Source organism: Marinobacter algicola DG893 (assembly GCF_000170835.1).
GTDB lineage: Bacteria > Pseudomonadota > Gammaproteobacteria > Pseudomonadales > Oleiphilaceae > Marinobacter > Marinobacter algicola.
In genome coordinates this window covers 56104-69907 of the sequence record NZ_ABCP01000016.1, presented here as the reverse complement: position 1 = coordinate 69907, position 13804 = coordinate 56104, and the positions used below count along the sequence as shown (strand labels likewise).

Sequence of the window (13804 nt, the reverse complement as noted above, 5' to 3'; positions counted from 1 at the left end):
AAGTGGTACGCGAGCTGGGTTTAGAACGTCGTGAGACAGTTCGGTCCCTATCTGCCGTGGACGTTGGAGATTTGAGGAAAGCTGCTCCTAGTACGAGAGGACCGGAGTGGACGAACCGCTGGTGTTCGGGTTGTGTCGCCAGACGCATTGCCCGGTAGCTATGTTCGGACAGGATAACCGCTGAAAGCATCTAAGCGGGAAGCCCCTTCCAAGATGAGATCTCCCTGGACCCTTGAGGTCCCTGAAGAGCCGTTCAAGACCAGGACGTTGATAGGTCGGGTGTGTAAGCGCTGCGAGGCGTTGAGCTAACCGATACTAATTGCTCGTGAGGCTTGACTATATAACACCCAAGACAATTGCGGATAACGCAAGAGCCATTGTGCTCAATCGAAATCAACATCACATCGTTCTACCTCGTCCACCCAGTGATCAACCGTTTTGCCTGACGACCATAGCGGTCTGGAACCACCTGATCCCATCCCGAACTCAGCCGTGAAACAGACCAGCGCCGATGGTAGTGTGGCTTCTGCCCATGTGAGAGTAGGTCATCGTCAGGCTCCTAATATAAAACAGCCCCGACAGCGTATGCTGCCGGGGCTTTTTTATTGCCTGTAAAAAAGTACCTTCAGCGTCGACTCATTTTTCAGATCTATGACCTTGCTCACAGTGACAAACTGTAAACGAGGTTAAGATCTGTACAAGAACTGGCCAAAATAAAAATTGCCAGCGAAAGCAGCATTAGTGTTCAGAGACACTCATCGAAAATAACAATAAACCGCTTTTCAGAATGCGGTTAATGGTGAGATCTGTCTATGAATCGTGTCGTTTGGCATTTGTTAGCGGTGCTGTCAGTGACCCCTCCTGCGTTTGCGGACCTGCAGCCAATCTCCGATAGCGATATGTCGGAAGTAACTGGTCAAGCATTCATTTCGGTTGATCGCCAATATCACCCCGACGAGACCGACAATACCTCTTATACACGCGTTAACCTGGGAATGGACATTGATATCCAGACCAATGTTGACGTACTCGAGTTGGGGCGCTACGAGCGGGATGGTGAAAAAGCCGGAACGTCCGATGTCTATATAGAGGACTTTGCGCTCGGATATATCAATAATCAAGCGTACTTCGAGCGCAACTCCAAGGCGCCCCGCCAGCTCAAGCCGGATGGCTCGGCCTATGGAGAAGGCGAAATCGTCCCGTTTAACATTGAGAACCCCTATCTGGAATTTGCGTTCGACGAGGACGCTCAGGAGATCGTTGGTTTTCGCCTGGGCTTCGGAGAGTCCATGGGCATCCTCTCTGGCAAGATTGAAACTCTCACCGGCAACGTCAATGTAGACATCATTGATCGCGGTGAAGGTTTGAGTCAGGCCAGCTCCAGCGGCAACTTCTTCGATCAGGTCATCGTTCTGCTTACCCCGTTGCTTGAAGGCGGTAGTCCGCTCCAGACCAAGGCGCAACTGGTGTACGGCGAAGAAGGGCATCCTGATATCGGTGAGCTTGATCCCATTCGGGCGGAACATATTGGCATCCCCAATGGAGAACGCTTCGTGCTCGAGGATGCGGGCGGGTTCACTCGCTGGTCAGTAAAGAACCTTATTGGTTGGGGCTCCAGTTCCCGTATTGATGTGCCTGATTGCTCTTTCTTTAGTTGTGGCAGTGGAGATATTTATGTCTACGCCCAGGACTGCCTGGTCCTGGGTATCGATTCCTGCTTTGATCTCGATATTTACAACAGCTTTCCAATTGGCACGGTGGAAGAAGTTGGTAATCAGCGGAGGATTACAGGGCCGGCCGACGGAGCGTTTATTTCATTCCAGACCAAAGACCTTGACTGGCTGGAAGACGTCAAGAACACCAACCCGACGCCGGAGGATTTCATTCGGGCGACTTCCGGAGCCTTCTTCAATATTCCGAACGGTGCAACCGAGGTCAATCTTAACGAGGCTCTTTACGGCACCGACCGTTACCGAACGGAATACATCGATCGGGGCAGGGGGTTGTTTTGATGTTATCCAGAAGGCGCCTTCTAACCCCCACTGTCTGGTCGTTCTGCCCCCCGCGAGCTTGCGCTGTTCTGGGACTGTTACTCGGAACGTGCACAGCAAACGCGGAACTTCAGGACCTGTCAGAGCAGGAGCTGTCGGAGATCGATGGCGCCGGTATTGGAGTCGTGTTGGAAGATTTCACGTTTTCCCATGGCACGGACACGCCCGATGCTAATGGTAACCAGGCCCGGATTTTCAAAATTGGCGGCCTTAGGAGTACCGATGGCCGTGATGTCGAGATCGTGGTGAATCACTTGTACATCTCCGGAACCGGCAGCAACTACGGGCAGAACCTAAGCCCGGTAAATATTGGTCGGCTGGTGAACCCCTATCGGATTGACGTGGTCGATGGCAATAATATCGGCATCCGGGACAAGGCCGTTCTCGAGTTCGCGGCGCCCGCTTTGGTGGACGCTGCCCAAGGGTACGACTGTATGAGCTCGGGTGCTATTGCGGGTAGTGGCGTTTGCTCCAGTCGGCCGGCGACGGCGGATTTTGTAGGTGAGCGCCCTGATATCGGGCTGCAGATGAATGTGGCTGTGGGAGAAGACCGTTCGGCCAATATTAACATTCATGCGAAAAGCGCAGTCATTGATGGTAGCTACCTTCGCCTTTGGGGCGATGACGATCGTCGACAAATGGTGGGGCAGTTCAAGCTCAGCTTCCAAACACCGGAATTGTCGATCAATGCCTGTTCTCAGGATGGCCAATCCTGCGGCTCAAGAATCACGATGACCAACTTTGCGCTGGAGCTGGCGATTGGCAACCAGTTGCAACCGGTATTTTTCGACGTTGATGGCACTGGCAATTTTGTGGTGGAAGTCGCAGCCATCGAGCCTCCCGCTCCGGGATCAATTGGCGCTGATGGGCTGCGAGGTAGCAGCGATGCGCAAACATGGGATTTTTATGAGGACTATTACACCAACCCCGATTATCGCAGTAACCTGCACATCGGAAATTTTTCCGTGGGTGACCGGGATTTCGGGTCGGCACGGGTCGAGGGCATGCTGATTCAGCACCTTGATATCCGAACCAAGGATCTGGCGCCATGAATAGACGGTACGCGCATGCCCTGTTATTGGCCCTCGCATTGTCCAGCTCAAAACATGCGGTGGGTGAACTCGATCGTCTGAACGATGAGGCACTCTCTGAGGTATCCGGTCAGGGCGGCATATATCTATCAGGGGATATCAGCATTAATGAAATGGGCGGGCCTATTGAGAACGGCTATTTCGGCCGTTGTGATGATGCCGGTAAGAAGTGCGGTGCCAGGCTGGCCTACCGATTGAAAGAGGATGGCGGCTGGATGGTGCTGGATGAGATCAGGGGGAACTTTGCCTTCGAAGGACTGACCCTCCGTGTTCGTTCGATTGATTCCGGATTTGCCGGTGACGGCGAGGCGTTCAACGGTGACGTTGTAGAGATTGGTCTGCCGGATACCGTTCGCTACAACGATGTGCGGTTCAAAATCGCCGGGAGCAACACACCCAGACCAACAGACCCGGGATTCCAGCAAACAGACATCTTTGCGGTTGAAATGCAGGGTGACGTCATCATGGAGGGAAACCTATTGGTTTTCCCTACGGGAAATCCATAGGGAGCGGGTATGGCCGGGATCAGAAAGCACATCGTGGTCACACAGTCTGTGAGGGGCGTAGTGTTGGCGTTGTCGGCACCCGCGATGGCGGATATGCAGCTTCTGGGCGACGAAGATATGGCGGATATAAGTGGCCAAAGCGGTATTACCCTGGAAATGGAGCTGGGTATGACCGCGGACCGTTTAACGTATTTCGATGATGATCGCGGTATCTACCTTGAGGATTTCCGGGTTGGTTCAGCAAGCCAGCCAGGTAAGTCGGCTGCTCATGTCATAAGGGTCGATATCACCGATGAGGCGTCGTTGAATCTGGACTACCTGGTTGAGGATCGGCGGATTGAGTTCGGCGATATACGGTTGGCTGGCGCCCCGGGGATTGGCATGGGTGGCATTTTCTTTGATCACAGCCTGCAGGGAAACCTGCGCATCAGCCCGGGAGGTGCGTTTGGCTCATCGGGTTACACATTCGACACCGCCTACACCATGACCGGCGGCCGCCTGGGCTATCGAACCAACGGTAATGAAGTCTTCCTGGATGATATCACCCTCAGTGTAGAGGCCCTGGGTGTCACCCTGGATGTAGTTGGCAGTACTCTGGAGCTGAACGCCCCCCGCGTATCCGGTTCCTACGATGTGGGGGCAATCCGATACAGTAATAACCCTGCCAATCATGGCAACACCTACGACGTCGCAACTGGCCAGGCCCTGCCCAGTTACGGCGGGCTCAGCGGTTCCTTCGACCTATCTTCGAAAACCGGCATTACAGCCGGTGGGCGCGAAGGGGAGGGTTTTCGGTTGGATAACGAAACCACGATTAACAGTGCATCCTTTATCTATCATGACGACGACCACGCGCTTGCGTTCCGCGAGATTACAGGCCAATACCGGCTGAATGATCTCCGGGTGGACGTGACAGCGGACCGATACGGACGCGACGCCCTGGGGTTCACGCTGGGGTCGCTGAACGGGGAATTTAACATTGGCCGCATTGAAATGGGCGCCAGCGGGCAAAGTATTGGCGAAGTGAATGTCAGCTTCATGCTGCAGGACCACATCTACAATGGGCGCAGCTACACCAACGCGGTTTACTTGCAGGGTGGGGGGCACCCGGATGCCGGCTCCCAAGGACTCAGATTGTCCACTGAGTGGAGCTTGCAGTTGGCCGACCTGAGTTATACCGAGGATGGCAACCGCGTTATCTTCAGCGGGCTGCAGTCCTGGGGGCAGGGGGATGTCACGGTTAACGTAACGCGAGATGGCGAGCTTAACGGCACGCGTTTTTATGACGGGCTCCGGATTGGCTTTGAGAATGTGTCGGCCGGTTATAGAGTTAATGGCTTACGAGTAGGTAGCGAGGATGCCCCGCTTCAGGGCGGAACGGAGTTGCTTCTGGCGCTTGGCTTCTACCCGGCTTACGAATTCGATATGGATGGCCAGGTGACGCTTGGAGCGGGGGGTGCCAGTGGTGAGGGCCTAACCATCAACTCGGATATCCGTATACGGAACGGCCGGGCTGCTATCATCGCGGCGCCTTACGATGAAGGTGCGGGGGAAGTGTCTCAAAAGGGCTTGTGGATCAGTGATCTCAGCTACGATGCCCACGTTCGGGATATGACTCTGGACGTGACCGAAGACGGGCTGGCTCTCGTTAAGGGGGAGGCCTGGAGCCTGATGGATGTTGGCAATTTACGCGTTGGCGATAAGGACGCGGGGTCGAGTTTTGGCCGATTTGTGGCTCAGAAATACGAAACCGGAAGTAGCATGATCATTGTCCCGGGTGGAGCTGGCAATGTCTGCGCCGGTGGTTCGGGGGGCACTGAGTCAGCCTGTGCTGCATCGGGTGGAATCTGGGAGGCTCGTGGTGATGAAGGCATCACGATCCAGCTCAAACAGATACTCGCAAAGGAAGTCAGTGACGCGCGCAAGAACGCACTCACCTGGGAAACCAATCGACAGGTGGATTCCAGTGGCAAGCCGATCAATAACACGGGCTCCAGGCTCGTACTTGACGATATTCACACCAGCGATGGCGGCGACTTCGATGGTGACGGTGTAGACGACAACACCTTCGGCATACGCACCGATCTGTCTGTCGATGTCTACCAGACCAAAGTGGTCAAGAAGACAGATGGCGCAGACGCTTTGGGCGTGGTTGGCGCAAGGGGCGACGAAAAAATAATGGACCCGGCCGCGGGGGCGGGATACCGCTATGTGTCATCGCCCACCACGGCTGATCTGGACAACCGCCCGTTGGGGTTCGCCGTTCGGGCAAGGAGCCGGTTCAAGGAGCTCTCCATCAACAATATTGACCTGTTTCATCCTACAGGCGGTCCGCAAACGGCTGTCTATGGTGTGAAAATGCAGAACTTCGATATTGAGGCGAATCTTACCGCAACGCCCATACCCTGAGGTCGGGGCGGCAAACTTTGGAAATGCCGCGGCGTCGCCCTTTGTCTTTTGGTTCGACGTGTTGTTTAATCCCGCCCTGATCCCATTCAAATACGCGGGCGTTCCTTGATGAAATCCAAAGCACTTCTTGGTCTCCTGGCGGACGGCCAGTTTCACTCCGGTGAGTCCCTTGCCAGCAGTCTTGGCATCAGTCGCACGGCAATTTGGAAACAGATCCGTCGTGCATCGGAGGAAGGTGTCCGCATAGAAACCATTCGTGGCAAGGGCTATCGCCTGTTGAGCGACATGGACTTGCTCGAGGCGGAAGGGATAGTACAGGGCTTGGCGCCAGATTGTCGCTCCAGGGTCGAGCTGATCGTACTGGATGAAGTGGATTCGACCAATGCCGAAATTGTGCGACGCCGTGCGGGCCGTTCGGGATCCGATTCCGGCCGTATTCCCGTGTGCATCGCCGATTGTCAGACTGCTGGACGTGGCAGGCGCGGCCGGCCTTGGCAAAGCCCGCAGGGGCAGAACCTGTACCTGAGCCTGGGACTGACGTTTCGCGGCAGCTTCGCCATGCTGGACGGTTTAAGCCTGGTTCTGGGTGTGGCAGTCGCTGAAGCTCTGGAGCAGCAAGGTGTTGCAGGTGTAGGGCTGAAGTGGCCCAACGATATATTTCTGGGTGGTAGCAAGCTGGCTGGCATTCTGGTTGAGCTTCAGGGAGAACTTGAAGAGGGGGTGGTGCAGGTCGTTGCAGGTATTGGTCTGAACGTGCACATGAAAGAGTCCGCAGAGGTGGATCAATCCTGGAGCAGTCTGGATATAGCTATGCCTGAGCGTCGCTGGGGTCGCAGCGAACTTGCGGCGTCGCTCGTTAACTCCGTCCTCGACTCTGTGGATGAGTTCGCCAGTCAGGGTTTTTCCGGGTTCCGTTCACGTTGGCAGAGTCGTGATATTTTTTCCGGTAAGTCCCTGGTTGCCAGTCAAGGTGGGCTCGCCGGGAATGGGTGTGGAATCGATGACACCGGTAACTACCTGATCGACGATGGCGAAGAGCTGGTCAGGGTTCGAGCTGGCGAGATAAGTTTGCGGGTACGCCCATGAAACTATTGGTCGACGCCGGGAATACCCGGCTGAAGTGGCTGCTGGTCGGCGATGGTCGTTTGGTTGGCAGCGGTTCCGCCACTCTGGACGCCGACGACCCATTCTGCGACATCCGGTGTCAGTCCGCCGACATCAAGCGAATTGCGATATCCACTGTGATCTCGGAAGAAAGGCGCCGACATTTGCAGATGCAGTTGGAAGCGTTCTGTTGTGCTCCGATTGTTTTTCATTGGGCTGAACCCCGCCGGGGTGGTTTGGTGAATGCCTACACCGAGACTGACAGGATGGGGGCCGATCGCTGGCACGCCATGTACGCTGCCTGGCAGGCCGATGTTGGTGGTTTTGCCGTTGTTGATGCCGGCAGTGCTATTACGATTGATTATGTTGCTGATTCGGGTGGGCACTTGGGTGGCTACATTCTCCCTGGCAAACAGATGATGCTCAGATCGTTGAGGCAGGATGCGGCACGAATCGGTTTTGAGGTCAGCGACGTGCAGGCTGCGGAGCCTGGGGCGTCGACAACCGAATGCGTTCAGCATGGATTGGTCTGGCTCTGGGCGTCGATGGCTGCGCGAATTGAGGCGGATTGCAGTCGTCTTGGTCTTGGCCGCGTTCTGGTCACGGGAGGCGACGCCGAAGGCCTGATTGAGGCCGGGCTTTCGGCCCATCACGAACCCTCATTGGTGCTCAAGGGGCTTGCAGCTGTTGATGGGGAGAGTGAGCGCGAATGAGGTGGTTTGCTGTTGCCCTGATTCTGATCAATGGCGCGCTTTGGTTATACGGGGACAAGCTCGGACCAAAGCCCGTTGCCGTTGTAACTGAGCGCCAGGCGTTGCCCCGGGTGGCTGATCTGAAACCGCTCTCGCCAGAGGCTGACCTCGAAGCCGCCGGGAATGATGTGATGCTGGCCGAGGGCGAAGCAGCTCAGGCAGCTGTTGATGTCCCGCCAGAGAGAGAAGAGGTTCCCCTGAGCTTCTGCGTTCGGTTGGGCTGGTTCGACTCGAAGGAGGGGGCGCGGAAGGCTTATCGTTCCCTGGGGCGGCCCGGAACGGACTACGACGTTAATGAGGAGGAGCGGGAATTGGCGCCGCTGCATTGGGTGATCATACCCCCTCAACCGGAAGACCGGGCGCTGGACATGTTTCGCAATCTCCAGCGGAGGGGGATCGATTCCTACCTGGTAACCCGGGGCGAGAATAAAAATGCCATTTCCCTGGGACTGTTCGAGTCTCGGCGGGCCGCCGAAAATGTCCTGGCTGAAAAAAAACGCCAGAATCTCAATGCAATACTGGCCAACTTCCCCCGAAATCAGCTAAGCTACGCGCTCGTTTTTGAAGACCAGCTGGTGCCGGATTCCGGTGCGGTTGGGGTGGCGGAAACGGATTACAGTGAGAATTTCGACATGGTCGAAATCAGGCGTTGTGAAGGTGTTGCAACGCGTTCTGAAAATCCGTAGTATACCGCCCTCGCTGAAGAGGCGAATGTGAGCTGGCGTAGCTCAGTTGGTAGAGCAGCTGACTTGTAATCAGCAGGTCGGGGGTTCGATTCCGTCCGCCAGCTCCACTTTAAGTTTAGGCAGGTTTGCCGGTGGCAGGCCTGGCTCGGAGGGGTTCCCGAGTGGCCAAAGGGATCAGACTGTAAATCTGACGCGAAAGCTTCGCAGGTTCGAATCCTGCCCCCTCCACCACTTATTGCTCGCGGGCATCGTATAGTGGCTATTACCTCAGCCTTCCAAGCTGATGACGCGGGTTCGATTCCCGCTGCCCGCTCCAATTTGTAGTGTTGAAAGCGCTCATGTAGCTCAGTCGGTAGAGCACATCCTTGGTAAGGATGAGGTCACCGGTTCAATTCCGGTCATGAGCTCCATTATTTGTCCGGTCAACGTTACGGTCCAGTTGATTAGGGAGATAGGTCGAATGTCTAAAGCAAAATTTGAGCGTAATAAGCCGCACGTAAACGTGGGTACCATTGGTCACGTAGACCATGGCAAGACCACGCTGACAGCCGCGCTGACTCGTGTGTGTCACGAAGTGTGGGGTACTGGTAGTGCAAGCGCATTCGACCAGATCGATAACGCACCGGAAGAGAAGGCGCGTGGTATCACCATCGCGACGTCTCACGTTGAGTACGATTCACCGGCGCGCCACTATGCGCACGTTGACTGCCCGGGCCACGCTGACTATGTGAAGAACATGATCACGGGTGCGGCGCAGATGGACGGCGCGATCCTGGTTTGCTCCGCAGCTGACGGCCCCATGCCGCAGACTCGTGAGCACATCCTGCTGTCCCGCCAGGTTGGTGTTCCTTTCATCGTTGTGTTCCTGAACAAGGCGGACATGGTGGATGACGAGGAACTGCTGGAGCTGGTCGAGATGGAAGTTCGCGAGCTGCTGAGCCAGTACGACTTCCCGGGCGACGACACGCCGATCGTTACCGGTTCCGCGCTGATGGCGCTGGAAGGTAAGGATGACAACGAAATGGGTACTACCGCTGTTAAGAAGCTGGTAGAGGCCCTGGACGAATACATCCCGGATCCGGAGCGTGCGATTGATCAGCCGTTCCTGATGCCGATCGAGGACGTGTTCTCCATCTCTGGTCGCGGTACGGTTGTAACCGGTCGTGTAGAGCGCGGCATCATCAAGGTTGGTGACGAAGTGGAAATCGTTGGTATCAAAGATACCGTTAAGACGGTTTGTACCGGTGTTGAGATGTTCCGCAAGCTGCTGGACGAAGGCCGTGCCGGTGAGAACGTTGGTGTTCTGCTGCGTGGTACCAAGCGTGACGACGTTGAGCGTGGTCAGGTTCTGTGTGTACCGGGCTCCATCAAGCCGCACACCAAGTTCGAGTGCGAAGTGTACGTACTGAGCAAAGAAGAAGGTGGTCGTCATACCCCGTTCTTTAAGGGTTACCGTCCGCAGTTTTACTTCCGTACCACCGACGTCACAGGTTCCTGTGAGCTGCCGGAAGGTGTGGAAATGGTTATGCCGGGTGACAACGTGAAGATGAGTGTTACCCTGATTGCTCCGATCGCCATGGAAGATGGCCTGCGCTTCGCGATTCGTGAAGGCGGCCGTACCGTTGGTGCCGGCGTAGTCTCAAAGATCATCGAGTAATTGCTCTTTTTGAGTAAGAGCTTGAAGTAAGTGCGCTGAGTTGTTTCGGTGCAGGCCAGTAGCTCAATTGGCAGAGCAGCGGTCTCCAAAACCGCAGGTTGGGGGTTCGATTCCCTCCTGGCCTGCCATTTTTTAACATCCGGATACATAAGCTGATTCCTATGGAGTCAAAAGCCGATCGTTCGACCAGTAGCTTCGATGCAGTAAAGTGGCTGGTCGTATTTGTTCTGATTGCAGCGGGCGTCGTTGGTAATCAGTATTTTAATGCCGAGTCACTGCTGTATCGGGTGCTGGCTCTCGTAGCTCTTGCTCTGGTCGCTGCTTTTGTGGCGCTCCAAACCGAGCGTGGTCGGCGTTTTGCGACTTTGCTCAAGGAAGCCAGGGTTGAAATCCGGAAGGTCGTATGGCCCACCAGGCCGGAGCTGATCCAGACAACAGCCATCGTTGTTGTGTTTGTATTGGTTGTGGCGTTGATGCTGTGGGGTATGGATTCGTTGATCAGTTGGCTGGTCTCCGGAGTTATCGGGTAACAGGAGTGGGCAATGGCTAAGCGCTGGTACGTCGTTCATGCGTATTCTGGCTTTGAAAAGCACGTGATGCGCACTCTCAGGGAGCGTGTTGCTCTCAATGGCTTGGAAGAGAAGTTCGGCGAAATTCTCGTGCCGACTGAAGAAGTCGTTGAGATGCGTGACGGGAAGAAGCGCAAGAGTGAGCGCAAGTTCTATCCTGGCTACGTTCTGGTGCAGATGGAAATGGATGACGGCACCTGGCATCTGGTCAAGAATACGCCCAGGGTTCTTGGTTTCATAGGTGGTACCAAGGACAAGCCGGCCCCGATTACAGAGCGTGAGGCAGAGGCCATCCTTCGTCGTGTTGAGAGTGGCGCGGATAAGCCCAAGCCGAAGACCCTGTTCGAGCCGGGAGAAATTGTTCGCGTCACAGAAGGGCCGTTTGCGGACTTCAATGGCGTGGTTGAAGAAGTTGACTACGACAAGAGTCGGGTCAAGGTTGCCGTTTTGATTTTCGGTCGGTCAACTCCGGTAGAGTTGGAGTTTGGGCAAGTCGAAAAAGACTAAACAGCAGCCTTAAATGCTGAGAGCTCGCGCGCTATGGCGACGCGGGCTTTTTGTGTCTGCTACTGGCAGTTGTAAAAACAGGGGAGCCGAGAGGCGTTCGAACCCACAGGAGAAATATCATGGCTAAGAAAATTGAAGCGTACATCAAGCTTCAGGTTGCTGCCGGCAAGGCCAACCCGAGTCCCCCCGTTGGTCCCGCGCTGGGTCAGCGTGGCGTAAACATCATGGAGTTCTGTAAGGCGTTTAACGCACAGACCCAGGATATGGAGCCGGGCCTGCCGATTCCTACGGTTATCACCGTTTACAGTGATCGCAGCTTCACCTTTATCACCAAGACTCCGCCCGCACCGGTGCTGCTGAAGAAGGCAGCCGGCATTAAGAGTGGCTCTGGTCGTCCCAATACCGACAAAGTTGGCACGGTAACCCGTGACCAGTTGGAAGAAATTGCCAAGACCAAAGAGCCGGATCTGACTGCAGCCGATATGGATGCTGCGGTTCGTACCATTGCCGGAACTGCCCGTAGCATGGGCCTGAACGTGGAGGGCCTGTAACATGGCAAAGCTTAGCAAACGTCAGAAGCTGATTCGTGAAAAAGTCGATTCCACCCGCGCTTATTCCGTCGACGAAGCGGTAGCGTTGCTGGTTGAGCTGGGCGGTAGCGTCAAGTTCAAGGAATCCGTGGATGTTGCCGTCAATCTGGGCGTCGATGCGCGTAAATCCGACCAGGTTGTGCGTAGCAGTACTGTTTTGCCTCACGGCACTGGCAAGACCGTTCGTGTGGCGGTATTCACCCAGGGCGCCAACGCCGAGAAAGCAACCGCTGCCGGTGCTGATATTGTTGGTATGGATGACCTGGCGGAAGAAGTCAAAAAAGGCAACATGGATTTCGACGTGGTTATTGCCACTCCGGACGCCATGCGTGTTGTTGGTCAGCTGGGTCAGATCCTTGGTCCCCGCGGCCTGATGCCGAACCCGAAAGTCGGCACGGTTACCCCGGACGTTGAAACTGCCGTGAAGAATGCCAAGGCAGGTCAGGTGCGTTACCGCACTGACAAGAACGGCATCATTCACGCGCCGATGGGTAATGTGGAATTTTCTGCGCAGAACATCAAGGAGAACCTTGAAGCTCTGATTGCGGACCTGAAAAAGGCCAAGCCGTCTTCTTCGAAAGGTGTTTACCTCAAGAAGGTAACCCTGTCGTCGACGATGGGTCCTGGCCTGACTATCGATCAGAGCGCTCTGAGCATCTGAGGCTTTGTTCGGTAGTTACTTTGTAGTCTGGGCGGAAGCCAAGGCTGTCAAAGACCGCAGGCCCCTGAGGCGCTCTCTTTTATAAAGAGATGCTGGAAGGGTTAAAGCAACGCCTGCGCAGACGGTGTGAAGACGTTCTCTCTGAACCCAAACACCGTTGGGAGCCCCGCGAGGGGTATATGTGGGTTTGCCGGGAATATGCCCGGCGAAATCGAGGAGAAATCCAGTGGCAATTAGACTCGAAGACAAGAAAGCGATCGTCGCTGAAGTCAACGAGACTGCCGGTGGTGCTCTGTCTGTTGTTCTGGCTGACTACCGTGGTATCACCTCAGGTGATATGACGGCGCTGCGAGCGAAGGCCCGCGCTGAAAGCGTTCATCTAAAGGTTGTTCGTAACAACCTCGCGAAGATCGCAATCCGCGGTACTGAGTTCGAGTGTATTGATGCGGCGCTGGTCGGCCCGACAATTCTGGCGTTCTCTATGGAAGATCCGGGTGCGGCTGCGCGCCTGCTGAAGGATTTTGCCAAAGAGAAAGAGGCATTTGAGATCAAGGGCCTGGCTGTCGGCGGTGAGCTGATGGGCGCAGACCAAATTGATCGCCTTGCCAAGCTGCCGACACGCCACGAGGCGTTGACGATGCTGGCCGCCGTTACACAGGCACCGATCACCAAGCTTGCGCGGACACTGAACGAAGTTCCAACGAAAGTGACCCGTGCTGTTGCGGCAGTTCGAGACCAGAAGCAAGAAGCTGCTTGATTCTGTTGAACACCATTTTTATATTTTTGGGAGAAAGTCATGGCTCTGTCTAACGAAGACATTTTGAACGCAATTGCCGAAATGAGCGTAATGGACGTTGTTGCGCTGGTTGAAGCAATGGAAGAAAAATTCGGCGTATCCGCCGCCGCAGCTGTAGCTGCTGCTCCGGCTGCCGCCGGTGGTGAAGCCGCTGCTGCTGAAGAGCAGACTGAATTTGACGTTGTTCTTACCGGTCCTGGTGAGAAGAAAGTTAACGTCATCAAGGCCGTTCGTGAACTGACTGGCCTGGGTCTGAAAGAAGCGAAAGAGATGGTCGACAGCGCTCCTTCCGTTATCAAGGAAGCGGCGAGCAAAGACGACGCTGAAGAAGCCAAGAAGAAGCTTGAGGAAGCAGGCGCTTCTGTTGAGCTCAAGTAAGAGTTGGCTTTTGATCGAAACCGTGCGTTAAGCATGGACAGGCTGGT

General features: G+C 55.3%; 14 protein-coding genes, 5 tRNA genes and 2 rRNA genes. All 21 read left to right on the top strand.

What is annotated here, in order from left to right:
- Positions 1-340, top strand: a 23S ribosomal RNA gene (locus tag MDG893_RS11905); the annotation flags it as partial.
- Between the two features lie 101 nt (positions 341-441).
- Positions 442-557: ribosomal RNA gene (gene rrf / locus MDG893_RS11900) — 5S ribosomal RNA — on the top strand.
- A gap of 255 nt (positions 558-812) precedes the next feature.
- Positions 813-2012 carry a hypothetical protein gene (locus tag MDG893_RS11895; RefSeq protein ID WP_007154036.1) on the top strand — a complete coding sequence of 400 codons (1200 nt, stop codon included), beginning with the start codon at positions 813-815 and terminating at the stop codon, positions 2010-2012.
- A 164-nt stretch (positions 2013-2176) separates the two neighbouring features.
- Entirely contained in the window at positions 2177-3103 is a 927-nt protein-coding gene (locus tag MDG893_RS11890) for a hypothetical protein (protein ID WP_244264420.1), read from the top strand.
- Entirely contained in the window at positions 3100-3648 is a 549-nt protein-coding gene (locus tag MDG893_RS11885; RefSeq protein ID WP_007154034.1) for a hypothetical protein, read from the top strand. The genes MDG893_RS11890 and MDG893_RS11885 overlap by 4 nt, the downstream gene beginning before the upstream one ends.
- 9 nt (positions 3649-3657) lie before the next feature.
- Positions 3658-6057, top strand: a complete 2400-nt coding sequence (locus MDG893_RS11880; RefSeq protein ID WP_007154033.1) for a DUF6160 family protein — start codon at positions 3658-3660, stop codon at positions 6055-6057.
- Positions 6058-6165: 108 nt separating this feature from the next.
- Entirely contained in the window at positions 6166-7143 is a 978-nt protein-coding gene (locus MDG893_RS11875) for a biotin--[acetyl-CoA-carboxylase] ligase (protein ID WP_007154032.1), read from the top strand.
- Positions 7140-7874, top strand: coding sequence for a type III pantothenate kinase (locus MDG893_RS11870; RefSeq protein ID WP_007154031.1), 735 nt, complete (start codon positions 7140-7142; stop codon positions 7872-7874). Before MDG893_RS11875 ends, MDG893_RS11870 begins: the two co-directional genes overlap by 4 nt.
- Positions 7871-8599: a hypothetical protein gene (locus MDG893_RS20840; RefSeq protein WP_007154030.1), complete on the top strand. Its 729-nt coding sequence runs from the start codon at positions 7871-7873 to the stop codon at positions 8597-8599. The genes MDG893_RS11870 and MDG893_RS20840 overlap by 4 nt, the downstream gene beginning before the upstream one ends.
- A 31-nt stretch (positions 8600-8630) precedes the next feature.
- Positions 8631-8706 (top strand) — tRNA-Thr (locus MDG893_RS11860).
- A gap of 40 nt (positions 8707-8746) precedes the next feature.
- Positions 8747-8830: transfer RNA gene (locus MDG893_RS11855), tRNA-Tyr, on the top strand.
- Positions 8831-8840: 10 nt separating this feature from the next.
- Positions 8841-8915: transfer RNA gene (locus MDG893_RS11850), tRNA-Gly, on the top strand.
- Between the two features lie 18 nt (positions 8916-8933).
- Positions 8934-9009: transfer RNA gene (locus MDG893_RS11845), tRNA-Thr, on the top strand.
- 50 nt (positions 9010-9059) lie between these two features.
- Positions 9060-10256 (top strand): elongation factor Tu, encoded by a 1197-nt coding sequence (tuf, locus tag MDG893_RS11840; protein WP_007154018.1) that lies wholly within the window; start codon positions 9060-9062, stop codon positions 10254-10256.
- Between the two features lie 52 nt (positions 10257-10308).
- A tRNA-Trp gene (locus MDG893_RS11835) sits at positions 10309-10384 on the top strand.
- Between the two features lie 33 nt (positions 10385-10417).
- Positions 10418-10786 carry a preprotein translocase subunit SecE gene (secE, locus tag MDG893_RS11830; protein ID WP_007154029.1) on the top strand — a complete coding sequence of 123 codons (369 nt, stop codon included), beginning with the start codon at positions 10418-10420 and terminating at the stop codon, positions 10784-10786.
- A 12-nt stretch (positions 10787-10798) separates the two neighbouring features.
- Complete coding sequence (gene nusG / locus MDG893_RS11825) at positions 10799-11332, top strand: transcription termination/antitermination protein NusG (protein ID WP_007154028.1); 534 nt, start codon at positions 10799-10801, stop codon at positions 11330-11332.
- Between the two features lie 119 nt (positions 11333-11451).
- Positions 11452-11883, top strand: a complete 432-nt coding sequence (rplK, locus tag MDG893_RS11820) for a 50S ribosomal protein L11 (RefSeq protein WP_007154027.1) — start codon at positions 11452-11454, stop codon at positions 11881-11883.
- Position 11884: 1 nt separating this feature from the next.
- A complete protein-coding gene (rplA, locus tag MDG893_RS11815; RefSeq protein ID WP_007154026.1) occupies positions 11885-12583 on the top strand; it encodes a 50S ribosomal protein L1 in 699 nt (232 codons plus the stop codon).
- A 226-nt stretch (positions 12584-12809) separates the two neighbouring features.
- The gene (rplJ, locus tag MDG893_RS11810; protein ID WP_007154025.1) at positions 12810-13340 is read left to right on the top strand and encodes a 50S ribosomal protein L10; all 531 of its coding nucleotides are present in this window, start codon (positions 12810-12812) and stop codon (positions 13338-13340) included.
- Positions 13341-13379: 39 nt separating this feature from the next.
- Positions 13380-13757 (top strand): 50S ribosomal protein L7/L12, encoded by a 378-nt coding sequence (gene rplL, locus MDG893_RS11805; protein WP_007154024.1) that lies wholly within the window; start codon positions 13380-13382, stop codon positions 13755-13757.
- Positions 13758-13804 lie beyond the last annotated feature (47 nt).

Bases quoted from the DNA above. Each gene is read 5' to 3' on its own strand.
- MDG893_RS11895 (WP_007154036.1), top strand. From the start codon at position 813: ATGAATCGTGTCGTTTGGCATTTGTTAGCGGTGCTGTCAGTGACCCCT.
- MDG893_RS11885 (WP_007154034.1), top strand. From the start codon at position 3,100: ATGAATAGACGGTACGCGCATGCCCTGTTATTGGCCCTCGCATTGTCC.
- MDG893_RS11880 (WP_007154033.1), top strand. From the start codon at position 3,658: ATGGCCGGGATCAGAAAGCACATCGTGGTCACACAGTCTGTGAGGGGC.
- MDG893_RS11875 (WP_007154032.1), top strand. From the start codon at position 6,166: ATGAAATCCAAAGCACTTCTTGGTCTCCTGGCGGACGGCCAGTTTCAC.
- MDG893_RS11870 (WP_007154031.1), top strand. From the start codon at position 7,140: ATGAAACTATTGGTCGACGCCGGGAATACCCGGCTGAAGTGGCTGCTG.
- MDG893_RS20840 (WP_007154030.1), top strand. From the start codon at position 7,871: ATGAGGTGGTTTGCTGTTGCCCTGATTCTGATCAATGGCGCGCTTTGG.
- tuf (WP_007154018.1), top strand. From the start codon at position 9,060: ATGTCTAAAGCAAAATTTGAGCGTAATAAGCCGCACGTAAACGTGGGT.
- secE (WP_007154029.1), top strand. From the start codon at position 10,418: ATGGAGTCAAAAGCCGATCGTTCGACCAGTAGCTTCGATGCAGTAAAG.
- nusG (WP_007154028.1), top strand. From the start codon at position 10,799: ATGGCTAAGCGCTGGTACGTCGTTCATGCGTATTCTGGCTTTGAAAAG.
- rplK (WP_007154027.1), top strand. From the start codon at position 11,452: ATGGCTAAGAAAATTGAAGCGTACATCAAGCTTCAGGTTGCTGCCGGC.
- rplA (WP_007154026.1), top strand. From the start codon at position 11,885: ATGGCAAAGCTTAGCAAACGTCAGAAGCTGATTCGTGAAAAAGTCGAT.
- rplL (WP_007154024.1), top strand. From the start codon at position 13,380: ATGGCTCTGTCTAACGAAGACATTTTGAACGCAATTGCCGAAATGAGC.